This is a genomic window from Coprococcus comes ATCC 27758 (assembly GCF_025149785.1).
GTDB classification, from domain to species: domain Bacteria; phylum Bacillota; class Clostridia; order Lachnospirales; family Lachnospiraceae; genus Allocoprococcus; species Allocoprococcus comes.
On the sequence record NZ_CP102277.1, the window covers coordinates 908,157 to 927,954 of the forward strand.

Sequence of the window (19,798 nt, forward strand, 5' to 3'; positions counted from 1 at the left end):
AGGAGGAGAAACTCTTGTTAGAAATTAAAACAAATGAATCAGAAGCAGCAGCTAAAATAATTGTAGTCGGTGTAGGTGGCGGCGGAAACAATGCAGTCAACCGCATGATCGATGAACAGATTGCAGGTGTTGAATTTATCGCAATCAATACAGATAAACAGGCTCTTCAGTTATGTAAAGCTCCGACTCTTATGCAGATCGGAGACAAGCTTACAAAGGGTCTTGGTGCAGGGGCTAAACCGGAGATCGGTGAAAAAGCAGCTGAGGAAAGTGCCGAAGAGATCCAGTCAGCACTCAAGGGGGCTGATATGGTATTTGTTACCTGTGGTATGGGTGGCGGAACAGGAACAGGAGCAACTCCTGTTGTTGCGCGTATTGCCAAAGAGCAGGGAGCACTTACTGTTGGCGTTGTAACCAAGCCTTTCAAATTCGAATCCAAGACAAGAATGAACAACGCTCTTGCCGGAATCGAAAAATTAAAAGAAAATGTAGATACACTTATCGTTATCCCGAATGATAAGCTTCTTGAAATTGTAGACAGAAGAACAACTATGCCGGAAGCACTTAAGAAAGCTGATGAAGTTCTTCAGCAGGGTATCCAGGGTATCACAGACCTGATCAATGTACCTTCACTGATCAACCTTGACTTTGCCGATGTACAGACAGTTATGACAGATAAAGGAATTGCTCATATCGGTATCGGACAGGGCAAAGGTGATGACAAGGCTCTTGAAGCAGTTAAGCAGGCAGTTGCCAGCCCTCTGCTTGAGACAACCATCGCAGGTGCATCTCACGTTATCATCAACATTTCAGGTGACATCACACTTATGGATGCGAGTGATGCAGCAGAATATGTACAGGATCTTGCAGGTGAAGATGCAAACATCATCTTCGGTGCAATGTATGATGATTCCAAGTCAGATGAAGCAACTATCACAGTTATCGCAACAGGTCTTCACAATGTAGGTGGAACACAGAGCAAGCTTCAGTCAAGACTGGAACATAAAGCAGCTATGATGAACGGTGGATCTGGAATGGGAGCAAGCAATATTTCACGTCCACAGTTTAATCCGGGAGAATACAGCAATGTAGAAAGACCGGTATACGGAGGCAGACCGGTACAGCAGCAGACTACACAGGTACCGCCGCTTCAGAGTGCAAGAACTCCACAGAGCAAGGTGAAAGAGCAGTCTATCAAGATTCCGGATTTCTTCAAGAAATAAGAATGAAATAACAGGGAAGCAGTAAGAAATTACTGTTTCCCTGTTTTTTATAGTTTACTGTTCATAGCGTACCATTTCGCGTCGCAGTCTCTGCATAATTTTCTTTTCAAGTCTTGATATGTAAGACTGGGAGATCCCAAGAAGATCGGCCACTTCTTTCTGCGTTTTTTCTTCCCCGTCGGGGGTTCCAAGTCCGAATCGCATCTGCACGATTACCCGTTCCCTGTTTGAAAGCCGTCCGATGGCTTTCCCAAGAAGTTTGTGTTCTGCTTCGGTTTCCATATCACGATAAATGGTATCTTCTTCAGTTCCAAGAATATCGGAGAGAAGAAGCTCATTTCCATCCCAGTCAACATTGAGCGGTTCATCGATGGAGACCTCCAGTTTGGTCTTGTTATTCCGGCGCAGATACATGAGGATCTCATTTTCAATACAACGGGAGGCATAGGTGGCAAGTTTGATATTTTTCTCTGGATTGAAGGTATTGATTGCTTTGATCAGTCCAATCGTGCCGATGGAGATCAGGTCTTCTACGCCCACACCGGTATTGTCAAATTTTTTCGCTATATATACAACCAGACGCAGGTTATGTTCAATAAGAAGCTTTTTTCCTTCTTCATCCTGCCCGCCTCCGAGAAGGGAAATGGCATGACCTTCTTCTTCACTGCTAAGTGGGAGCGGCAGGATATCTGTCCCTCCTATGTAATGGATTTCCTGCTTTTCCGGGAAGAAAACACTGCGGAAAGAGGGAATCATTTTCAATTTAAAACAATCTGAAACAGCAACTTTTATCATCATTATAATCCTCCTAACAATCTTCAGGATGCAATAGCATTTCATATTTTCCGTTTCCAAAATTCTTCTGTTCGGAAATACCGATCAGTGGAGATTGGATCAAAAATTCAGATTCTCCTGTTATTCTCATTTTCTTGACAGAAAAAACAGGAAGAATACTGGTCGTCTTCTGTATAGTCCGGTACGGGATGTACCGGAGTCTTCCAGGTGAGATTTGGGAAGAAATCTTCTGACAGGCGTCTTTGCTGATAATATGAACCGGCTTTCCGGTCAGTGGATCAGAAAGATGATTACCACTGTCCAGAAAGGCTTTCAGATGAAAATCTTTTCCATTTACAGTTAAAATCACATCAAAACTATGATCTTGTGATTTCCATAGTTTCTTTAGAAACAAAAGTCCATGATATAAAAGAAAAAAACCACAGATGCCAAGGGTGAAAAGAAAAGATATGATCCGGAAAAATTTTCCAAAATAAAGACGGAGCCAACTCATGATACCTCCAAGAAGAAAGCTTGCAAGATAGAGCAGAATCCATGCTTTGAAAAAAACGGGAAATGTCCGGATTTTCAATCCGATCACTGTCATACAGGAATTTACCAGGAAAAACAGCAGGATATAGCGGGTCCATACCGGGCATGGAAAAAATAAAATGGCACAGGTCAGTAGTGAACCGGTAAAGGAACCGGCAAGAAGACTTCCATAAGTGGCAGAACATGGAAATACTTTTTTTACTGCCAGAAGAATCAGAAAATCCATCATCATATTTTCCAGAAACAATACATCCAGATATACTTCATACTGCATAGTCTTATCCTTCTTTCTCTTTAGCTGCTAAATAGATTTGGTACTTAAGCATGCTTTATTATAGAAAAGATGTGTTTCGGATTTTGTCAGAAGATGGAAAAAACAGAATAATTTTATTCGACATGCTGAAATGCTGGATTTTTTTAAAGAATTGTCGAAAAAGACAGGAAAAGACCGGCGTTCCATGTCGGAAGCCGGTCTCTGGAAAGATAAGATCGGTATTTATCTGTCGTCACGATCCCATTTGTCAGCAAGATTCTGGATCTGTGACTCGAATTTTGCAAGATCTTTGTTTGCAAGACCTTCATTTTTAAGCACAACATCCATGAGGTGTTTGGCTGCCGCAACCACGCGGTTGAATGCAGTAAGAGCACGTGCTTTGGCCGGCTTTTCAACTGCTTTTTTCGGAAGCCTGATACCTTCAGAAAGGATGGTATCGGTTGCGAGATCAACACAGCCTCCGGAGTATGGTGCAAATGCCGGAATGCCGAAACGGTCTGTGATGGTAGCAGCGAAAGAATCTGTAACCGTATCCTCTCCATGTACAACAAAGATGTGGGATGGTTTTTCTTTGAATCCATCAATCCAGTTCAGAAGACCATTCATATCGGCATGTCCGCTGATCCCTGCAAGGACTTCAATACGGGCATTAACCTCTACATTTTCACCAAAGAGCCGGACTGATTCCGGTTTGCTTTCGACAAGCTTGCGGCCAAGAGTGCCAACTGCCTGATAGCCTACGAAGAGGATCGTGCATTCTTTTCTCCAGAGGTTGTGTTTCAGATGATGGCGGATACGGCCGGCTTCACACATTCCGGAAGCAGAGATGATTACTTTTGGTTTGTCATTGAAGTTGATCATTTTAGATTCTTCACTGGTGATCGTGGTTTTCAGTCCCTGGAAAAGAAGAGGGTTGATTCCTTTACTTATCAGAGCCATTGCATCCTCATCAAAGCAGGACTGTACATTTTTCTGGAAAACGTTGGTTGCTTCGATCGCCAGAGGACTGTCTACATAAACCTCAAAATTCTGATATTCCGGCAAAAGATTATTTTCTTTGATCTCACGGATAAAGTATAAAAGCTCCTGGGTTCTTCCTACTGCGAAAGATGGAATGACTACATTTCCACCTTTGGCAAAGGTTTCGCGCAGGACTCTGGTAAGATCCTTAATATAATCCGGTTTTACAGTAGAATGGACCCGGTTTCCGTAGGTGGATTCGATGACAAGATAATCGGCTGCATCCACATGCTGCGGATCTTTGATGATCGGCTGGTCAATATTTCCGACATCTCCGGAAAATACGATTTTTTTGCTTACACCGTCTTCTGTGATCCAGACTTCAATGCAGGAAGAACCAAGCAGATGACCGACATCTGTGAAGCGGAGTTCGATTCCTTTACAGAGCTGGATCGTCTGGTTATAATCGATCGGCGCAAGAAGTGCAACTGCATTCATGGCGTCCTGTACAGTATAAAGTGGTTCGTAAAGCGGAGCACCGGAACGAAGTGCCTTCCGGTTCCGCCATTCTGCTTCGGATTCCTGGATATGTGCACTGTCACGGAGCATAATGCTGCACAGATCAGAGGTGGCGAATGTACAGATGATTTCTCCTTTAAAACCATTTTTTACAAGCAGAGGAATCTTGCCGGAATGGTCAATGTGTGCATGCGTTAAGAGGATATAGTCGATCATGGAAGGATTGATCGGGATTTCCTGATTCTCATATAGATCAGGTCCCTGTTCCAGTCCACAGTCTATTAGAATATGTTTTCCACATGCTTCAAGATAATGGCAGCTTCCAGTTACTTCATGGGCGGCACCGATAAAAGTAAGTTTCATATACTCAACCCCTTTGCGTAAAAATTATTTTAGTATATTATACTATAATTTAAAGAAAAATGATAGAAAATCAGACAATATTACTAAGATGTATATTCTTTCAGAAGAGTATGGGAAAAGTCAAGGAGCGATATTTTTAATATTTTAGTGGGAATCGAATAAATAAAAACAGTTTTGAGAAAAATTTATACCAGTAAAGATTTGGAGGTTTATTGAGATGGTACTTAATAAAGTAGAAATCTGTGGTGTAAATACAGCAAAGCTTCCCCTGCTTAGCGACGGGGAAAAAGAGGTGCTTTTTGAGAAGATCAAAGCGGGGGATGAGGAGGCAAAAGAACAGTATATCAAAGGAAATCTACGTCTGGTACTCAGTGTGATCAAACGCTTTTCGGGAAGCAGTGAAAATCCGGATGATCTGTTTCAGATCGGGTGCATCGGACTGATCAAGGCAATCAATAATTTCAATCCGGAGCTGGAAGTAAAATTTTCAACTTATGCGGTACCGATGATCATTGGAGAAATCCGGCGGTTCATCCGGGACAATAATTCGATCCGTGTTAGCAGGTCACTTCGTGATACGGCATATAAAGCCATTTACGCGAAAGAAAATTATGTCAAAGTAAACCAGAAAGAACCTACTGTTCAGGAAATTGCAGAGGAAATCGGGATCGCAAAGGAAGAGATCGTCTATGCGCTGGATGCGATCCAGATGCCGGTCAGCTTAAATGAGCCGGTATATAATGACAATGGAGATGCTATGTATGTGATGGACCAGATCAGTGACAAAAGGAACAAAGAAGACAGATGGGTGGAGAAGCTGTCCCTTCAGGCGGCAATGGACCGACTCGGAAAAAGGGAGAAGTATATTATCAGACTTCGTTTTTTTGAAGGTAAAACGCAGATGGAGGTAGCAGAAGAAATCGGAATCTCACAGGCACAGGTAAGCCGCCTGGAAAAGAATGCACTCAGGGCTATGCGACAATATCTGCGAAGTGAATAGAAAAATAGAGATTTCCAGTTGAAATTTGTCAAGGTTCATACTATTATAATCATAGAACAGAAGAACAGGAGAACAGCAATGTATAAAGCGTGTATTTTTGACTTGGATGGAACTTTGACAAATACGCTGGATTCGCTGACTTATTCAACGAATAAGACGTTAGAAGAAATGGGACTTAAGACGATTACCAAAGATCAGTGCCGAAGCTTCGTTGGGGATGGAGCCAGATGCCTTATGGAACGTGCACTTCGTGCGTCCGGAGACACAGAGCTTAAGAGGATTGAAGAAGGTATGGAAGTGTACAGCAGAATCTTTGGAGAAAATTGTATGTACCATGTACGTCCTTATGATGGCGTTGTTCAGATGTTAGATTCACTGAAGAAGAAGGGAATAAAGATTGCAGTATTTTCCAACAAACCACATTTGCAGGCGATCGATGTAGTGGAAAGTACATTTGGAAAAGGATATTTTGACCATATTCAGGGGCAGTCGGGTGAATTTCCGAAGAAACCGGATCCGGAAGGACTTCTGTGGATACTTGATAAATTAGGGGTATCGCCGGAAGAAGGAATATACATAGGAGACTCGGATGTAGATATGAAGACAGGGAAAGCTGCCGGTATGTTTACAGTCGGAGCAGAATGGGGATTCCGGACCAAAGAACTTCTTGTGGAGACAGGAGCAGATGCAACAATTGCACATGCTGAAGAATTGCTTAACTATTTATAGTTCAGATGAGAAAATTTTTCTGTGAGAAAGATAAGGGAGGGTTGCCTGTATGTATGAGTATGATGAAGAATGTCTGCAGACATTCCTGAATATGCAGTCACAGCTTTTTGATGAGCCGGTTGCAGAGACACTGGAAGAGGCAGAAGCGTTTTTGGAAGACTGTATGGCGGTTGTTGTAGATTCTATCAAGGATGTGAGAGATTATCTGGATGAAAGCGGAGCGGACATCAGTGGTATGAGTGATGAAGAGCTGGAAGAGGCTTCAGAAGTATTCGCACTTCCGAACGGACAGTATCTGATCGTGGAAGGTTAATAAAAGGAAAAGAGCTGCGGCATCAGTTGGTTGCCGCAGCTTTTTTGAGCGCATCACGGATGGTGTTGAGAAGAAGCTGAGAAGTATAGGGACTGTCACTTGAAAGTGTAAGATGATCAAGGGACTGGGATTTACAGATCTGGTCAGCCAGATTCTCAAGAGATGGCTGAAGAAGAGGATACATGGCAGTTACCGTCTCACTTAGATTGGAAATGCGGATGGAATTGATAGAGGTGTCAGAGACAGAAACTTCCAGTTCCAGATCTTCATTTCCGAGTGTAAAAGAAGAGGTATAAACGCCGGGAGTATATTTTTTGTCGGATACAGAGGAATGCCGGTTTCCGGAGAACATAAAGAATAAAAGGCAGAGGATGAGAATACCTAAAGTGGCAAAAATAACAGTATAGATAATTTCTTTCATGTGAAGTACGATGATTTTTGTTTTGGAATTCATAAAGAACCTCCTTAGGCAGTATGGAATTTCGGCAGGTTATGCCGCTTAATAAACTATATGAAAAGAAAAAATAGTTTATGCATGAGAAATGCGTGACAAAAGAGAAAGGATTTAGTAGAATCAGGAAAGAGAAAAAGCAGAGGTGAATAGAATGTTTATAATTGCAGGACTTGGAAACCCGGATGAAAAGTATCAGGGGACAAGACATAATGTTGGATTTGATGTGGTGGACCGCCTGGCGGAGAAATACCAGATAGCAATCGATACTAAAAAACACCGTGCCCTCATCGGAAAAGGAGTGATCGAGGGACAGAAAGTGCTTCTTGTGAAGCCGCAGACTTATATGAACCTGAGTGGAGAGAGTATCCGTAGTCTGGTGGAATATTACAAGATCGATCCCGAAGAAGAACTTCTTGTAATTTATGATGATATCAGTCTGGAAGTCGGACAACTCAGGATCCGCAGAAAAGGAAGTGCCGGTGGACATAACGGAATCAAAAATATCATTGCCAATTTAGGAAGTAGTGTATTTCCACGGATCAAGGTAGGTGTGGGAGAAAAACCGAAAGGATATGATCTTGCTGATTATGTTCTTGGAAAATTTTCCAAAGAGGACCGTGTACTTATGGAAGAAGGATATGATCTTGCCTGTGAAGCTTCTGCTCTGATCATGCAGGGAGCAATCGATCAGGCAATGAACGAATATAACCAGAAAAAGAAAGAATAAGAGGAGGCAAAAAGCGATGCATGCACTTACGGCTCCTTTATCTGAACTGGCAGAGATTGAAGAAATCTGTGAAGAGCGTGGACGGGAACCGGGCATGCTGCTTCTTTCCGGGTGTGTGACATCACAGAAAACGCATTTGATGTATGCGCTTGGAAAAGATTATGGGCATACATTGATCGTTCTTTCCAGTGAAGATAAAGCAAAAAAATTATACGAAGAATATCGTTTTTTAAATGAAAATACCAGCTATTATCCGGCAAAGGATCTCCTTTTTTATCAGGCAGATATCCACGGAAAACAGCTGGTCAAACAGCGGATGGAAACCTTGCAGATGATGATGGAGGCAAAAAGCCAGGTTACGGTCATTACAACGATTGACGGATTCATGGATGAACTGCCATCGGAAGCAGAAATAAAAGGAGACATTCTGACCATTTCCAATGGGGAGGCGCTGGAATTTGAATCGCTGAAGGAGAAGATCATAAAACTTGGATATGACAGGGAAGCCCAGGTGGATGGTCCGGGGCAGTTTGCAGTTCGTGGTGGAATCATTGATATTTACCCACTTACCGAGGAATTGCCGATCCGTATTGAATTCTGGGGAGATGAAGTGGATTCAATACGGACTTTTGACGTGGACAGCCAGAGATCTGTAGAGAATCTGGAACAGATCGTTATTTATCCGGCAGATGACAGACTGGGAAGTGACCGGAAAGTTTCTTTTATCAACTACTTTGATCCGAAGGACACACTGGTGTTCCTGGATGAACCAGCAAGGCTTCTGGAAAAAGGGCGTCTGGCAGAAAATGAAGTGGAAAAAGCGAGAGAGAACCGTGCAGAAGAAATGGAAAGGACCGGGGAAATGGAAGAAGCTCCGGAATTTTTTACGACTGATGAAATTATAAAATTTCTGAACAAATTCTGTATGATCGGGATGTGTGCTCTGGAAATGAAATGTAAGCCATTTTTTGTGAAAAAGCGGTTTGGGATCCAGGCAAAAAGCGTTAACCCGTATAACAGCAGCTTTGAGATGCTGACACAGGATCTCAAAAGACTGAAAAGGAACGGATACCGGGCGGTTCTGATTTCTGGGTCCAGAACAAGGGCAAAACGTCTGGCAGAGGATCTACGTGATTATGATCTGAGCAGTTTTTACAGTGAGGATCAGGAACGAGAAGTGAATCCAGGGGAGATCATGGTATGCTACGGGCATATAGAAGTCGGATACGAGTACCCGATGATTAAATTTATTGTCATATCTGAGTCAGATATTTTTGGAAAGACAAAGAAGAAAAAGAAACGAAAAAGTTATGATGGACAGAAAATAAGCAGCTTTTCGGATCTGAAACCGGGAGACTATGTAGTGCATGAGAATCATGGACTTGGAATCTACCGGGGAATTGAAAAGATAGAAGTTGATAAGGTGACAAAGGATTATATGAAGATTTCGTATGCTGATGGTGGAAATCTTTATATTCTTGCGACACAGCTTGACCAGATCCAGAAGTATGCCAGTGCAGATGCTAAAAAGCCGAAACTTAACAAACTTGGAGGACAGGAATGGCATCGCACGAAGAGCAAGGTAAAGACAGCAGTCTGGCAGATTGCCAAAGATCTGGTGGAACTCTATGCAGTACGGCAGTCCAAAGAAGGATTTGTCTATGAAAAGGACACGGTCTGGCAGAAAGAATTTGAAGAAATGTTTCCGTTTGAGGAAACGGAGGATCAACAGCTTGCAATCGAGGCAACAAAACGGGATATGGAAAGCCCAAAGATCATGGACCGTCTGATCTGTGGGGATGTGGGATTTGGAAAGACAGAGATTGCAATCCGGGCAGCATTCAAGGCAGTGCAGGAGAACAAGCAGGTTGTCTATCTGGTCCCTACTACGATTCTTGCACAGCAGCATTACAACACTTTTGTGCAACGGATGAAAGAATTTCCGGTAAGGGTGGATCTGTTATGCCGTTTCCGCACACCTGCACAACAGAAAAAAACGATCGAAGATTTGAAAAAGGGACAGGTTGATATCATCATCGGAACCCACCGGGTATTGAGTAAGGATGTGGCATTTAAAGATCTGGGACTTCTGATCATTGATGAGGAACAGCGTTTTGGAGTACAGCATAAAGAAAAGATCAAAAAGCTGAAGGAAAATATTGATGTTCTGACACTTACGGCAACACCGATTCCCCGAACGCTTCATATGAGTCTGATCGGAATCCGTGACATGAGTGTGCTGGAAGAAGCACCAGTTGACCGGATGCCGATCCAGACCTATGTGATGGAGGAGAATGATGAGATGGTCCGGGAGGCAATCGAAAGAGAAATTTCCCGCCAGGGACAGGTGTACTATGTCTATAACCGTGTCCAGGATATAGCTGAAATGGCAGCGAAGATCCAGAAACTTGTGCCGGATGCAAATGTGGCATATGCACACGGGCAGATGCGGGAACACAAGTTAGAAGATATTATGTACGATTTCATCAATGGAGAAATTGATGTTCTGGTATCGACGACGATCATCGAGACCGGTCTTGACATTTCCAATGCCAATACCATGATCATCCATGATGCAGATCGGATGGGGCTCTCCCAGCTTTATCAGCTACGTGGAAGAGTTGGAAGATCGAACCGTATGGCATATGCATTTCTTTTGTACAGAAGAGACAAAATGCTCCGGGAGGTTGCAGAAAAACGTCTTTCGGCAATTCGTGAGTTTACAGATCTTGGCTCTGGTGTAAAAATCGCCATGCGGGATCTGGAAATCCGTGGGGCAGGAAACCTGCTTGGGGAGGAACAGCATGGACATATGGATGCAGTGGGATACGATCTTTACTGTAAGATGTTAAGTGAGGCAGTCCGTCACCTGAAGGGAGAAATCCCGGAAGAAACCTATGCGACAACCGTGGATCTGAATATTGATGCTTATATTCCGGCATCTTATATTCCGAATGAGTATCAGAAACTGGATATCTATAAACGGATCGCAGCAATTGAGACAGAAGAAGAACAGGAAGATATGCTAGAAGAACTGATTGACCGTTTCGGCGATCCGCCACGCAAGGTGCAGCAGCTTCTGATGATCGCGCAGCTGAAGGCGAAAGCACATGCGGCTTATGTAATTTCGGTAGAGCAAAAAGGCGATGAATACAAATTTACCATGTATGAGAAGGCAAGGGTAAATGTAGCAAAGATTCCGGAACTGCTGGCAAAATATAAGGGAGAACTGACATTTAAGACAGATGCAGAAAATCCATATTTTATTTATTGTAAACTTCGGAAAAATAAAAAAGAAAAAGCAGAGCAGATTCTTGAAAATGCAGGAAAAATTGTCGAAGATATACAGGGACTTGTCGAAGAATAATGTGTATTTTTTATGAAAAAGATTGCCAGTAAGGTAAAAAAAAGATATACTATACGAGTGCATATTGAAGAAGTGTGTACAATGGAGAGAAGATCAAGGAGGAAATTTTATAAATGAAAAAAAGAGTGGTTGCCTGTATACTGGCAGTTGCCTGCATTGCATCTTTAAACGGATGTGGAAGCAAGTTTAACGGACAGGATACAGTGGTAGAAGTCGGAGATGAGAAAGTGACTGCAGATGTGGCGAACTTTTTTGCAAGATATCAGCAGGCGCAGTTTGAAACAACATATAGCAGTTATCTGGGAGATGATTTTTGGGGAAAAGAAGTTACAGACGGAAAGACTTACGAAGAGAATTATAAGGATTCAATCATGGATTCTCTGGAAGAAATGTATATTCTGGATGAGCACAAGGATGATTATAAAGTTTCGCTAAGTGATGATGAGGAAAAAAGCATCGAGGATGCTGCGAAGAAATTTACTGACAGCAATGACAGTGCTGCAAAAGATGCAGTATCGGGCGATGAAAAGACGGTAAAGAAAGTACTGGAACTTCTGACACTTCAGAAGAAGATGGAAACTGCCATGACTGCGGATGTAGATACGAATGTATCCGATGAGGAAGCAGCACAGAAGAAATTGCAGTATGTGCTGTTCTCTACAAAGACAAAGGGCAGTGATGGAAAATCGACAGATATGTCAGATGACGAAAAAGCAGAAGTGAAAAAGAAAGCAGAAGATTTCCAGAAAGATGCGGCTTCGGCAGAAGATTTTTCTGTATTTGCAACAGCAGTAGGTGCATCAGCCACCGATCTGACATTTGACTCGGATACGACATCGCCAAACGAAGATCTGATCAAAGCTGCTGATAAGTTAAAAGAAGGTGAAGTAACAGACGTGATCGAAGCAGACAATGGCTATTATGTTGCAAAAGTAGTCAGCCTTCTTGACCGTGATGCAACGGATACCAAGAAAGAGTCCATTGTATCACAGAGAAAGAGTGACCAGTATCAGTCAATTTGTAAGAAATGGAAAAAGAAAACGGATATTAAAGTACATAAAAAAGTATGGAATACGATCAGTTTTGCTGATCAGGGCGTAACGGTTAAGAGCACGACCGAAGATACAGATACATCTTCAGACTCTTCATCAAAATAAGCGTCTGACTTAACAACAGGAAAGTACGACAGGAGGAGAGATTAGGATGGAATCAATAGGTATAGTATTGAAGGATATCATGGGAAACAGTGCGGTATTTATAGCAGGAAAAGAAGCTGTGATTGTTTCGGCGGTATCAATTGTTATATCGGTTTTCATTGGAATTTTAGGTTTGAAGCTGATCCGTGTCTGGAATGCAGTGATTGGATTTGTTGCAGGGGCATTGCTTGGATTTGCCGTGACATATCTTATGGGACTGGAAGTTGTTCCGGTACTGATCGCAGCCGGTGTTGCGGGTTTGGTTTTTGCAATACTGAACAGTGTATTTAAGAAATTCGGAGCTTTCTGGGTATGCTTTCTGGGAATGGCTGGCACAGTACTTGCGATTACAAATGCGGGAAACTGGATCATGCTGGCAGTCTGCGGAGCAGTCGGACTGATTTTCGCAATCCTTGCGATGATCTGGTTTGAACCGTTTGTGATTATTGCGACGGCATTAGCAGGCGGTTTTGGAGCAGGAATGATGATCTATGATCTGGCAGGTCTGAAAAATGTGATTTTCATGTGGATCATTTCGATTGTGATTACATTTATCGGAATCGTGATCCAGTTTATCATGAAGTCAAGTGAGATCAACAAGAAGCAGGTTCGAAGAGCAAATGCGATCAAGAAAGAAACATCAAAAGAAGAAGAAATAGAGATGGCAAGAACCATGCTGATCGATCTGGATGATGATGATGACGAGGATGAAGAATAGATAAGATGGATGAGAGGATGTATCAGAATGTGATACATCCTCTTTTGTATCTGATCAGGAATGGCTGGAAGAAACCGGTATTTCTTGCAGCGTTATAAAAAAAGAGGTATAATAAAAATAGTATCAACGATATAAGATCTGGAGATGAAAATATGAAGATAGATATGCATTGTCATGTAAGAGAAGGATCAATTGACAGCAAAGTGCCGATTGAAGAATTTATTAAAAAGCTGCAGTCTAAAGGCATTGGCGGAATGCTGGTTACAGATCATGACACCTATAATGGATATCGGCACTGGAAGAATACGGTCAAAGGGAGAAAATACAAAGATTTTGTCGTATTGAAAGGAATAGAGTATGATACACTGGATGCGGGGCACATTCTGATCATTATGCCACAGGGAGTAAAGATGCGCCTTCTGGAGCTGAGAGGGCTTCCGCTTTCGCTGCTGATTGATTTTGTGCATCACAATGGAGGAATCTGTGGACCGGCACATCCGTGTGGGGAAAAGTATCTGAGTTTTACGAATACGAAAAGATGGCAGAAATCTCCGGAGTTGATTGAAAAATTTGATTTTATAGAGACTTTCAATGCATGTGAGCCACCACAGTCCAATGAAGGGGCGAAGTATCTTGCTGAAAAATATGGAAAACCGGGAACCGGAGGAAGTGATGCGCATAAGCTGGACTGTGTCGGCATGGGGTATACGGAATTTCCGGTACGGATTGAGACAGAGCTGGATCTGATCCGGCAGATCAGGGAAAAAGGAGAGATCCAGTCCGGTGGGGAGTATTACACGAAGACGACAAAAGACAAAATTGGAAAATTCAATAAACTTCTGATCTTTTCTTTCTGGTTTTATAACCGGGGTGGTGCACTTCTGAAAAAGCACACACGCAAAAAGAAGATCAATAAAGAACAGCCACTTGATGCAATCGATCCAATCGAGATTCCGTATCTGGACAAGATCAAGAGGAAACATTAGTGAGTGGCAAAATTTACTTTTGATACTCACATCATAATTTTAAAGATAAAAAATCCATCTGATTTCTTTTTTTAAAAGAAAACCAGATGGATTTTTTACAACCTGTTATTTTTTGAGAGACATTTCCTTCAGTTTGTTTCTAAGATCTTCAAAGGATTCTTTGTAATTGCGGCTCTGCATTTTCGGGAAAGCTTTCATGATACGCTTCTGCATATGAGAAGTTGCTTTGACATTTTCCAGGTAGCTTCTGCGAAGAAGAGCAATCCGTTCTTTTACTTCGTCAGAAACATCGGCAAGGGTGTCTGAAATTGCTTCCTGTTTTTCGGAAATAGCAGATTTAAATTCTTCCTGCTTCTCAGATACAGTATCTTTGAACTCTTCCTGTTTTTCCATAGCTGTAATGGTACGCTTGTAGATTGATTCACCAAGCTTGTCGGAAATCTGATGAAGTTCGTCTGCAATGGCCTGCATTTTTTCAAGACGTTTGTTGAGCTTCAGGATACCGGATGCTGTTACATAGAGATCGGCAAGTCCGGCAATCACCAGAATACATACAAGAATGATACCGACAAGGAAAGGAATGTGTGAGAGCAGTGTGTCAATCAGTGGATGGAATACATCTACGATGAAAACACAGAACACTCCCCAGATCAGAGAAAACAAAAGGCACACATATCCATTCAGATTGAGCGGCATATTAGAATAATCCCACCATTTGTTATGGAAAACCTTTTCGAGAATGAACCCGGTCAGCCATTCGATTGCAGTAACAAGAATAGCACTTCCGAGATATAGCAGGAGCAGGTTGGAACGAAGCGGTGTCAGAAAATGAATGACTGCAACCACGCCGAAACCGTATACCGGACAGATCGGGCCATTTAAGAATCCACGGTTGACAAAACGACGTTCTTTAAAAGCGGCAAACGCAACTTCTGTACACCAGCCTAAAAAGGCATATATAAAGAAGCACTGAAATAAATAATATAGATGCTGTGCAGTCATAAAAAACCTCCTTGAGTCTGCTGCAAAAAAATATGTAATCCTTTATATTATATACAGAAAGGAAAGATGTGTAAACGGAAAAATGTGCTATACTGAAAACATGACATGGAAGGAGCTGGTAAAATGCTGGAAGAAATGATGCCAAGATGGGTTCCGACAGAAAATGTAAATGGATTTGAAATCTGTCCCGGACTGTATCGTGATGAGGGTGCGACTGCATTTCAGTCGGCAGTTAATTTTACAGTGCATTCAAAAGGGGCTGTGACATGTGAACTTCTTCTGTTTCACAGAAAGGAACCGGAACCTTATGCGGTGATCCCATTCCCGGAAAACTGCCGGATTGGGGATGTATTTTCCATGATGGTATTCGGACTGGATATTGAAGAATTTGAATATGCGTACAGACTGGATGGACCGTGGAAACCAAAGGAAGGTCTGCTGTTTGATAAAAAGCATATTTTACTGGATCCGTATGCAAAGGCAGTTACCGGACAGAGTGTATGGGGAAAAGCACTAAATACAGGGGGATATCGTGCCAGAGTAGTCCGGAATAATTTCTTCTGGGGCAGTGAAAAGCCGGATAAGATCCCGATGGAAAAACTGATCATCTATGAGATGCATGTCAGGGGATTCACGAAGATGGACAAAAGTGTCCGTCATCCTGGAACCTTTGCCGGAATCAAAGAAAAAATTCCTTATCTGAAAACACTGGGGATTAATGCGGTGGAGCTAATGCCGATCTTTGAATTTGATGAACTGCAGGGGAGCCGTGAGGTTGATGGAAAGAAACTGATTGATTACTGGGGGTATAATACAGTCAGCTTTTTTGCGCCGAATACGAGCTATGCAGCATCAACGGAATACAACCGGGAAGGAGTAGAATTAAAAGAACTGATCCGGGAACTGCATGATAACCAGATTGAAGTAATTCTGGATGTGGTGTTTAACCATACGGCAGAAGGAAATGAATGCGGACCGTTTATTTCGTTTAAAGGATTTGACAATCAGATTTATTATATGTTGACACCCGATGGAAAATATTATAATTTCAGTGGCTGTGGAAATACTGTGAATTGTAATCATCCGGTGGTGATCAAAATGATCCAGGATTGTCTGCGATACTGGGTGGCAGAGTACCGGGTGGACGGCTTCCGGTTTGATCTTGCCTCGATCCTGGGAAGAAATGAGGATGGGTCACCGATGGAAAATCCACCACTCGTAAAGAATCTTGCCTATGATTCGCTGCTTGCAGACACAAAGCTGATCGCGGAGGCGTGGGATGCCGGCGGACTTTATCAGGTCGGAAGTTTTCCGGCATTCCGCAGATGGTCAGAATGGAACGGAAGATACCGGGATGACGTGCGGGAATATTTAAAAGGGGGACTTTGGGCAGCAGGAGCAGCGCTTCAGAGAATTGCCGGTTCTCCGGACATCTATGATACCAGAATCCGCGGAAAACATGCTTCTGTGAATTTTCTGACCTGCCATGATGGATTTACCCTGTATGATCTTTATTCGTATAACCAGAAGCATAATGAGGCTAATGGATGGGGAAATCTTGATGGAAGTGACGATAACCGGAGCTGGAACTGTGGGGCAGAGGGGGACACTGATCAGGTGATGGTTGTTGAACTGCGCCATCGGATGATGAAAAATGCTTTTGCGGTCCTGCTTTGCAGCAGAGGGACACCGATGTTCCTTGCAGGTGATGAGTTTGGCAATACTCAGTTCGGGAATAATAATGCCTACTGTCAGGATAACGAGATTTCCTGGCTGGACTGGACAAGAAAAGAAAAGTTTCAGGATGTATTTGATTTTTGTGCTTATATGACGGCATTTCGGAAACGGCATCCGTCGATCACAGGAGATGCAGGGGCGAGCAGTCTTGGATTTCCGGAGATCAGCTTTCACGGTGAAGTGCCGTGGAAACTGGATTTTTCCAGACCGGAGATCCGGACGGCGGCAGTCATGTTTGCCGGATATGATAACAAAATGGCAAAAGAAGACTGTGTGTATCTTCTGATGAATCCATACTGGGAAGGTGTCTGGATAGAACTTCCACAACTTCCGGGCGGATATAGTTGGCATGTGGCGGTAAATACTGGAGATAAAAAGCAGGAAATTTATCAGAATCCGGTACGGATTTCGGAGGAAAGAATTCTTGTGGGACCGAGAAGTGTGATCGTTCTGGAGGCAGATCAACAATAAAATGCTATTGACAAGCGGGTACTCTTCCTTTATAGTAAGGGTACTCGTCTTTTATATTCTCTTTTCTGACCTGAAAAGGCAGAAGGAGAAACTTTTATGAAATATATGAAGAATCATTTTGCCGGAATACTAAGTGTGATTCTGGCGGTAGTATCATTGTCGGGCAGCAGTATGCCTGTCGTATCTGCAAACTCAGCAGAGAGAATCGCAAAGAAAGAAACGATTGTAAAACTTGATGAAAAATTAGGAGCAGAGCCGGGAAAAGTGCTTGAGGAGTTAAAAAACCACGAAAAGGACGGTTATTATCTGGGAACGCCTTACAGCGGATATCCTCTGACAGCAGAGAACTGCATGCGTCCGAACGGAGCCTACGGTGGAAATGGGGCAATGAACTGTACCGGGTTTGTCGCTTATGTTCTGGAAAAATGTGGAGCGGATCTGTCAGAAATTGACAAAGGAAGTCTCCGTGGCGGCAAGGTCAATGCGAGCAACTGGTTTCATTGGATGACAGACAATGCCGTGGAATCCTATCATTACAACACCATTGAGGAGCTGCTTGCGGGCGGAAAAGCGCAAAAAGGAGATGTGATCTATTTTGAGCCGGTTTCCTGGGAGGAAGAAGATGCAGACTGCCATATCGGATTTTTCTGGGGAGATAATAGCAACGATAACCGGTTCTGGCATTCGGCATCTATCCCGTCGAGTGGTAATCAGATTTCACAGCTTGTGGCAAAATCCAGATCAACGGTATATCTTTTTAAGACAACCCATAACGGAAGCCTGGAGATCATGAAGAGCTCTGCAAGGTCAGAGATTACGGCTGATAATCAGCTCTACTCACTGGAAGGGGCAGAGTATACCGTCTGTAAAAGTGGGACATCCGAGGCAGTCTGCGTAATCCGGACGGACAAGAAAGGATATGGGAAGGCAGAAAATCTGCCGGAGGGTTCCTATGACATCAAAGAGACTAAAGCACCGAAAGGCTATGTACTGGACACAAAGCTGCGGCAGATCACGGTGAATGCCGGACAGACCGTGACCTATGAGTGTCAGGATGAACCGGAAAAGACAAAGGTGGAAATCCTGATCCGAAAGCAGGATGCGGAAACAGGGAAAGGGCAGGCGCAGGCAGGACTTTCTCTTGCGGGAGCAGAATTTCATGTAGCATTTTTTGATAGCTTTTTTGACAATCAAAATGAGATCGGTGTGAAGGTGCCGCTCAGGAGTTGGAAGTTGAAGTCGGATGCGGATGGTGTGGTCCGGATGGATGAGGCGCACCTGATCAGCGGGGATCCGTTTTTTGAAAATAATGAGCTTCCGCTTGGAACGATTACAGTATGGGAGATGCATGCGCCGGAAGGATATCTGGTGGACACCGTTACACATTGTATTAGGACTGGAACGGAGCAAAATGGAAGCAATAAAGCCCTGAAAATATGGAATCCGGTAGAAATAAAAGAAAAGATCATCCGCGGAGATTTAAAGCTGGTGAAAGCAGCGGATAAGACACTTAAGAGACTGTCAGATATTCCATTTCAGATCACATCCAAGGCGACAGGGGAAAGCCATGTGATCCTGACGGACAAAAACGGGGAGGCCTCGACGGGAGCATACTGGAATCCACATACTGTCAACACGAATGAGGGGAAGACAAGTGAAGACGGGATCTGGTTTGGGGAAGGAACTCCGGATAATACAAGAGGAGCGCTTCTTTATGGAACGTATCTGGTGGAAGAATTGTCTTGTAAAAATAATGAAGACCGGATGCTGATTCCTGCGTTTGAGGTGGAAGTAACAAAGGAAATGCGAGTAATTGATCTGGGGACACTGACAAATGATGAACATCCCGTACCGGAGATCGGGACAAGAGCATCTGACCGGGAAACGGGAACGCATAACGGGAAACGGACAGAACAGGTAACGGTCATAGATCGGGTAAAATGGAAAAATCTGGAGATTGGAAAAGAATATGTAGTTAAAGGCACATTAATGGATAAGGAGACCAAAAAGCCGGTTCTTCAGGATGGAAAAGAAGTGACCGCAGAGAAAAAGCTGATCCCGGATACAGATTCCGGAGAACTTCAGATGGAATTTACGTTTGATGCAACGAAGCTTAACGGAGAACAGGTTGTTGTATTTGAGGAAGTGTATCTGGAAGAGAAGCTGGTTGCAGTGCACGCAGATCTGGAGGACGAAGGACAGAGTGTAACCTATAAAAAGGAAAAGCAGGTAGAAGAGGAAAAACCGGAAAGTCCGGAAAAGCCAAAGGAAACTGAGAAAGCAAAGACGGTTGCAACAGGAGATGGATCTTATGTAAAGATTCTGGTATTTTTGATCGGCGTTATTCTGACCGGGGCACTGCTCCTGTGTTTTCTTCTGAGCCGGATGTGGGGACGAATGTGGAAACGCAGATAAGGATGGCATTGCACTTGA

General features: G+C 43.2%; 16 protein-coding genes. 11 read left to right on the top strand and 5 right to left on the bottom strand.

All coding sequences use genetic code 11. From position 1 onward, the window contains the following. The first annotated feature begins 14 nt into the window (after positions 1–14). A complete protein-coding gene (gene ftsZ, locus NQ556_RS04580; protein WP_022220760.1) occupies positions 15–1,223 on the top strand; it encodes a cell division protein FtsZ in 1,209 nt (402 codons plus the stop codon). 54 nt (positions 1,224–1,277) lie between these two features. Here ftsZ and sigE read toward each other — a convergent pair whose 3' ends face one another. The 3 genes from sigE to NQ556_RS04595 all read right to left on the bottom strand — a co-directional run bounded on the left by sigE (position 1,278) and on the right by NQ556_RS04595 (position 4,665). Further along, on the bottom strand, positions 1,278–2,021 hold the full coding sequence (gene sigE / locus NQ556_RS04585) for an RNA polymerase sporulation sigma factor SigE (RefSeq protein ID WP_008371883.1): 744 nt from the start codon (positions 2,019–2,021) through the stop codon (positions 1,278–1,280). A 10-nt stretch (positions 2,022–2,031) separates the two neighbouring features. Next, positions 2,032–2,823 carry a sigma-E processing peptidase SpoIIGA gene (locus NQ556_RS04590; RefSeq protein ID WP_008371882.1) on the bottom strand — a complete coding sequence of 264 codons (792 nt, stop codon included), beginning with the start codon at positions 2,821–2,823 and terminating at the stop codon, positions 2,032–2,034. Positions 2,824–3,045: 222 nt separating this feature from the next. Further along, positions 3,046–4,665 carry an MBL fold metallo-hydrolase RNA specificity domain-containing protein gene (locus tag NQ556_RS04595; protein ID WP_008371880.1) on the bottom strand — a complete coding sequence of 540 codons (1,620 nt, stop codon included), beginning with the start codon at positions 4,663–4,665 and terminating at the stop codon, positions 3,046–3,048. 217 nt (positions 4,666–4,882) lie between these two features. Here NQ556_RS04595 and sigG point away from each other — a divergent pair, with 217 nt between their 5' ends. The 3 genes from sigG to NQ556_RS04610 all read left to right on the top strand — a co-directional run bounded on the left by sigG (position 4,883) and on the right by NQ556_RS04610 (position 6,707). Continuing rightward, complete coding sequence (gene sigG, locus NQ556_RS04600; protein ID WP_022220759.1) at positions 4,883–5,665, top strand: RNA polymerase sporulation sigma factor SigG; 783 nt, start codon at positions 4,883–4,885, stop codon at positions 5,663–5,665. A gap of 78 nt (positions 5,666–5,743) precedes the next feature. Beyond that, complete coding sequence (locus NQ556_RS04605) at positions 5,744–6,394, top strand: HAD family hydrolase (RefSeq protein ID WP_022220758.1); 651 nt, start codon at positions 5,744–5,746, stop codon at positions 6,392–6,394. A 49-nt stretch (positions 6,395–6,443) separates the two neighbouring features. Further along, complete coding sequence (locus NQ556_RS04610) at positions 6,444–6,707, top strand: hypothetical protein (RefSeq protein WP_008371877.1); 264 nt, start codon at positions 6,444–6,446, stop codon at positions 6,705–6,707. Positions 6,708–6,729: 22 nt separating this feature from the next. Here the strand turns inward: NQ556_RS04610 and NQ556_RS04615 are convergent, their stop codons facing one another. Next, a complete protein-coding gene (locus NQ556_RS04615) occupies positions 6,730–7,161 on the bottom strand; it encodes an FMN-binding protein (RefSeq protein WP_022220757.1) in 432 nt (143 codons plus the stop codon). A 151-nt stretch (positions 7,162–7,312) separates the two neighbouring features. Between NQ556_RS04615 and pth the strand changes: the two genes are divergently transcribed. The 5 genes from pth (at position 7,313) to NQ556_RS04640 (ending at position 14,155) form a co-directional block, all read left to right on the top strand. Further along, on the top strand, positions 7,313–7,888 hold the full coding sequence (pth, locus tag NQ556_RS04620) for an aminoacyl-tRNA hydrolase (protein ID WP_008371875.1): 576 nt from the start codon (positions 7,313–7,315) through the stop codon (positions 7,886–7,888). A 16-nt stretch (positions 7,889–7,904) separates the two neighbouring features. Then, a complete protein-coding gene (mfd, locus tag NQ556_RS04625; protein WP_022220756.1) occupies positions 7,905–11,255 on the top strand; it encodes a transcription-repair coupling factor in 3,351 nt (1,116 codons plus the stop codon). 113 nt (positions 11,256–11,368) lie between these two features. Beyond that, complete coding sequence (locus tag NQ556_RS04630; protein ID WP_008371871.1) at positions 11,369–12,412, top strand: peptidylprolyl isomerase; 1,044 nt, start codon at positions 11,369–11,371, stop codon at positions 12,410–12,412. A 46-nt stretch (positions 12,413–12,458) separates the two neighbouring features. Next, on the top strand, positions 12,459–13,169 hold the full coding sequence (locus NQ556_RS04635) for an ABC-2 transporter permease (protein ID WP_008371870.1): 711 nt from the start codon (positions 12,459–12,461) through the stop codon (positions 13,167–13,169). Positions 13,170–13,321: 152 nt separating this feature from the next. Continuing rightward, positions 13,322–14,155 (top strand): PHP domain-containing protein, encoded by an 834-nt coding sequence (locus NQ556_RS04640; protein WP_008371869.1) that lies wholly within the window; start codon positions 13,322–13,324, stop codon positions 14,153–14,155. 105 nt (positions 14,156–14,260) lie between these two features. Here NQ556_RS04640 and NQ556_RS04645 read toward each other — a convergent pair whose 3' ends face one another. Continuing rightward, complete coding sequence (locus tag NQ556_RS04645) at positions 14,261–15,157, bottom strand: putative ABC transporter permease (RefSeq protein ID WP_008371868.1); 897 nt, start codon at positions 15,155–15,157, stop codon at positions 14,261–14,263. Positions 15,158–15,280: 123 nt separating this feature from the next. Here NQ556_RS04645 and glgX point away from each other — a divergent pair, with 123 nt between their 5' ends. Beyond that, complete coding sequence (gene glgX, locus NQ556_RS04650; RefSeq protein WP_022220755.1) at positions 15,281–17,365, top strand: glycogen debranching protein GlgX; 2,085 nt, start codon at positions 15,281–15,283, stop codon at positions 17,363–17,365. A 96-nt stretch (positions 17,366–17,461) separates the two neighbouring features. Beyond that, on the top strand, positions 17,462–19,780 hold the full coding sequence (locus NQ556_RS04655; RefSeq protein ID WP_008371866.1) for a VaFE repeat-containing surface-anchored protein: 2,319 nt from the start codon (positions 17,462–17,464) through the stop codon (positions 19,778–19,780). The last annotated feature ends 18 nt before the right edge of the window (positions 19,781–19,798 follow it).